Origin of the sequence: Nostoc sp. UCD121 (assembly GCF_014222285.1) — a bacterium.
Classification (GTDB): domain Bacteria; phylum Cyanobacteriota; class Cyanobacteriia; order Cyanobacteriales; family Nostocaceae; genus Nostoc.
The window spans coordinates 1-4,618 of the sequence record NZ_JACKZS010000353.1; the positions used below are offsets into that span (position 1 = coordinate 1).

Here is a 4,618-nt window from a genome sequence, read left to right on the forward strand (position 1 = left end):
AAGTTCAAAAAAATCAGAAAAATATGGCGAAATGGGTGAGCCATTGTCAAGATAATTTTCAACATAAATATGATTTAGTCGAAGCAGAAAAGGCAAGAGCTTTAGGTAAAAACTGGCAAGCTCAAGAATTTTATGAAAAAGCGATTCAAGGAGCAAAGAAATATGAATTTATCCATGAAGAAGCCTTAGCGTATGAACGTGCTTCTGAATTTTATTTTACTTTAGGTAGAGAAGAAATCGGTAAATTATATCTCAGAAATGCTTATCATTGTTATATTCGTTGGGGCGCAAAAGCTAAAGTTAAAAAGTTAGAAGAAGAATATTCTCAATATTTATTAGGCATTACGAATAAAAATAAATCTAAAGGATTAACTACAACGATATCTACTACAGGAAATGATGGAGAGGTTCTTGATTTAACCACTGTTATTAAAGCATCTCAAGCGATTTCTGGAGAAATTAAGCTGGAAAATCTGCTGCAAAACTTAATGAAAATTGTCATTGAAAATGCAGGAGCGCAAAAAGGTTATCTGATTTTAGAAAATGAAGGAAACTGGGTCATTGAGGCTCAAGGAACAATTGATAAAGAAACCATTAATGTCTTACAATCAATTCCCCTAGAATCAATAGAACCTGATAACTCAATTCCCCTTGTACCTACTAGAATTATTTATTATGTCGCTCGTACAAGAGAAACTATCGTTTTAAATGACGCTACTTCTGAAGGTCAATTTACAACTAATCCTTACATTGTTGCTCAACAAACTAAATCAATTCTCTGTACTCCTTTATTTAATCAAGGTCAATTAAAAGGGGTTATTTACTTAGAAAATAACTTAACCACAGGCGCATTTACATCAGAAAGAGTGGAACTTTTAAATATACTTTCTGCTCAAGCTGCCATCTCTATTGATAATTCTAGACTCTATCAAACCCTAGAACAAAGAGTACAAGAACGAACTAAAGAACTATCACACACATTAGATGTTCTCAAAGCCACTCAAGCAGAATTAATTTTTGAAAATGACCTATTAAAAAGTAATGAACAACCCTCTAAATTTGATTATCAAGTTGGGGGAAGTTTGCCGATGGATGCACCAACTTATGTGGTACGACAAGCCGATAGAAACCTCTACAAAGCTTTGAAACAAGGTCATTTTTGTTATATTTTTAATTCCCGACAAATGGGTAAATCGAGTCTTATGGTTAGGATGATAAACCATTTAAACCATGAAGGCTATAAATGTGCAGCCATAGATTTAACCCGTATTGGAACTTCTAATATTATGGTTGAACAATGGTATAAAGGACTAGCTGTTGATTTATTACGAAATTTTGGTTTACGAAAAAAAGTTGACTTCAAAACTTGGTGGAATGAGCGATTAGATATTTCTCTCGTTCAAAGATTTAGTCAATTTCTGGAAGATGTGTTATTAGTTGAAGTCAATTCAGATAATCAAGAGTCACCTAACAAAATATTTATTTTTATCGATGAAGTTGATAGTGTTTTAGGGTTAAACTTCCCAGCCGATGACTTTTTCGCTTTAATTCGCTCGTGTTATAATCAACGAATGATTAATCCAGAATCTAAATATCATAATCTCACCTTTGCTTTTTTAGGGGCAGCTACTCCCTCAGAATTAATGACAGATAGTAGAAGAACCCCTTTTAATATTGGTCAAGCTATTGAATTGGAAAGTTTTAAAATCCATGAAGCACAACCTTTATTACATGGATTAGCTGAAAAAGTAAGTAATCCTCAAACCTTACTTCAAGAAGTCTTAAAGTGGACAGGAGGGCAACCTTTTTTAACTCAAAAGTTATGTCAACTAATTCGTAATACAGAAATGTCTATTCCCACTAAAAATGAACCTGAGTGGGTAAAGAATCTAGTGCAAAATAAAATCATTAATAATTGGGAAACGCAAGATCAACCAGAACATTTAAGAACTATTAGAGATAGAATTTTAAACAGTGCAAATAGTAAACAAATTCTCACCCTTTATCAACAAATCTTAGATGAAAGACAAGTGATTGTTATTGATAGTCTAGAAGAACAAGAATTACGTTTATCAGGACTGGTAATCCAACAAGATGGTTTTCTTAAAATTCACAACCGCATCTATGAATCGATTTTTAATTCGATTTGGGTTAAATCACAGAAATCTTATTAGATTTACCTGAAGAGGCTACGAAATAGCCAAAGAGCTTTATTTATATAGCGTGTAGCATTTTCTGGTTTTAAAAGTCAGTAAACCAACACCGGATAGCGCCGCATCATTTCTGCCAGTGCCACCGCCTCACTCTCCGGCGTATACACGACCTCACCCGACATTGCAATCACAATCCTCTGCCGCCTCGCCCACTCAAACCAATCCTTCACAGCAGATTTGACCTGCGCGGATTCTGGTTTGCATCCCTCCTTACAAGCAGCGACAAACACAGCTTCTGGTGACTTGATTCCTTTCCAAGTTCGCAGTGCCTCCTTCAAATAAGCGATCGCATCCGGCACATTCTCCCAGCACTGCTTGACTGTGCGCTAATCTCAGAATTGAGCCGAAACTATGAGGTAGAAACAGCATGGCGTTGGGAGTGAGAACGAGTACTACAATAGACCTGTCCGAAAATTTAAAAAGCAGTCTGTGTCTGGCTTAGGGATCGTTTCAGTCAAAGCCAGAGTCAACGGGATAATGAGGGCTAGAGACAGTTACTGATAGTATAGCCCAGAAAAGATTCGATAATTAAGACATAACATCTCTATTTTTAAGGATTAGGATAAAACTGGTAAAACTAAAGAACCAATTCTTAGTCTAACTAGACCACAAACAGTTAAAATTACCTGTTCATATGTATCTGGATGAAGACGAAATCTCTCTGATGCTACTCGGAAAATCTTGATGACTCTAATGATATGTTCGACAAAAACTCGATTGCTATAAAACACTTGATTTTCTTTCTTTTGTTCAGTGGTTAATTTACCATTTCGAGGTTTCTTGTGAGGGGTAGAGATATTCGTACCACCTATATAAGCTTTATCACCTTGAAATGATTGTTCGGCAGCAAACTTCTGCTGCTGATTACGAAACAAAGAAATATCACTCGTTGGCCCCTTAACTCCTACTACCACATCTACAATTTCTTTGGCTTCAGGCATAGACACAACTTGGTTTTTAAAGGTATGTTGCTTTTTCTTTCCAGAAAAATATTTTTTTTATTCCTTGTTGTCTTCAGGCCTTTCTCTTGGCTGCTCCATGCTATCTACAATTAACTCAAATTCGGTCAATAATTCTTGTACAATCATCAAATCACTCTCTTGAGCTTCCACTTGTTCTAATAAGCTAGAAGGCAAAATTACTCGAAAGATTTTTATCCAATAATGAAAAGTATCATTAGCCTCTGTTTTTGAGACATCAAAGTGCATTCCTAAAATTTCAAATGTAGGCATTTGCCTCAAGTAAAAAAGACACAGACACACCGATTCTTCAACAGTTAGTTTTGCTTTGCGTCCCCCTCCAGGTGCGTTAACACGAATTTTTTTACGTTCTACTGCGGCCAGTTGTTCTTGATTTATTAATTTGGCTTGTTGTACTAACAATAAAAATTGGTCGTAGGCAATTCCTAGTACGTGCTTGGTGCGGAGTGGATATGTATGTATATAATGAAGTGGATTTTTCATTATGGTAGACCAACGGTAGACGCTCAAATCTCCGTTCTACCATTTTTTTGCACCTAGATTATATTTAGGACTGGTCTAATATGCAAGTCTTTGAAACGGCAGTCTCTATTCATTCCACTTCATCAGCACCCCATCCACGATCGCAACCTCCCACTGCGGAAACTTCGCCAGCAGTTTCTTGATCACAATCTGCAAAGCAGGGTCATCATTCCAGCATTGTTGGAGGAAGTCAAAACCAGGATTTTCCCCAACCAGAGAAGCCATCTTCAGTTTCTCCATCCGCAATAGTCTAGCCTTGGATCTAATGGTGATACCTTCGGCAGTAAACAACGCCTAACTAGATTTTTGCACCTGATAATTGATTACAGATATATTCCACTGCTTCTCAAACTTGCTGATGCTTGCCCTCATGCTGGCGTAATACTTGCTGTCTAGCAAATATTGAATTACCCACAAGGGGGGGCATTCTCCAACGTTTGCTCTATCCAACCATTCAAATATCTCACTTTGATTTAATGACACGGGCGCAGCGGAACAAGTGCCTTCATGATCTACTTTATCCTCATCACCAGAAACCAAGTTTTCAGCCAACAAAGAAGCAGAGGGACGACTCGGTTCTATTTTTTGATGTGCGATCGCAGAATTTAAATATTTTTCATTTTGGGCAACGGGCGCGGCGGAATCAGTGCCTTTATGACAGTCTTTCGGTTCAACACCACAATCCTGCTTTTCAGCCAACAACGAAGCGGATTGACTCGGTGCAACATCCACAAGCGCTAGCGTCGTGCAGTCTGTTGCCACAAGCAATTCTTCAAGTTCTGACGCGCTTTCGATACGTTGAGGCGACGCGCCCCTCAAGGGCGCGTGAGCCGTCTCCTCAACACGCGGATTTTCAGTTGGCGCGTCAGAACCAACTACCATACCAACAACCTTAGTTGGTTG

General features: G+C 37.9%; 4 protein-coding genes and 2 pseudogenes. 1 reads left to right on the forward strand and 5 read right to left on the reverse strand.

Annotated features, from left to right (window positions below; all coding sequences use genetic code 11):
• Positions 1 to 2,174 (forward strand): AAA-like domain-containing protein (locus GNF10_RS35310; protein ID WP_185607422.1); only part of this gene is annotated, 2,174 nt, incomplete at its 5' end.
• A 74-nt stretch (positions 2,175 to 2,248) separates the two neighbouring features.
• Here GNF10_RS35310 and GNF10_RS35315 read toward each other — a convergent pair.
• The 5 genes and pseudogenes from GNF10_RS35315 to GNF10_RS35330 form a co-directional block, all read right to left on the reverse strand.
• Positions 2,249 to 2,512: a hypothetical protein gene (locus tag GNF10_RS35315; protein WP_185588012.1), complete on the reverse strand. Its 264-nt coding sequence runs from the start codon at positions 2,510 to 2,512 to the stop codon at positions 2,249 to 2,251.
• Positions 2,513 to 2,770: 258 nt separating this feature from the next.
• Positions 2,771 to 3,196, reverse strand: a pseudogene (locus GNF10_RS39405) (transposase family protein); the annotation flags it as partial.
• 15 nt (positions 3,197 to 3,211) lie between these two features.
• Entirely contained in the window at positions 3,212 to 3,676 is a 465-nt protein-coding gene (locus GNF10_RS39410; RefSeq protein WP_311774267.1) for a transposase family protein, read from the reverse strand.
• A gap of 105 nt (positions 3,677 to 3,781) precedes the next feature.
• The gene (locus tag GNF10_RS35325) at positions 3,782 to 4,006 is read right to left on the reverse strand and encodes a hypothetical protein (protein WP_185607424.1); all 225 of its coding nucleotides are present in this window, start codon (positions 4,004 to 4,006) and stop codon (positions 3,782 to 3,784) included.
• A gap of 3 nt (positions 4,007 to 4,009) precedes the next feature.
• Positions 4,010 to 4,618: pseudogene (locus GNF10_RS35330) on the reverse strand (hypothetical protein); the annotation flags it as partial.

Bases quoted from the DNA above. Each gene is read 5' to 3' on its own strand.
- GNF10_RS39410 (WP_311774267.1), bottom strand. From the start codon at position 3,676: ATGAAAAATCCACTTCATTATATACATACATATCCACTCCGCACCAAG.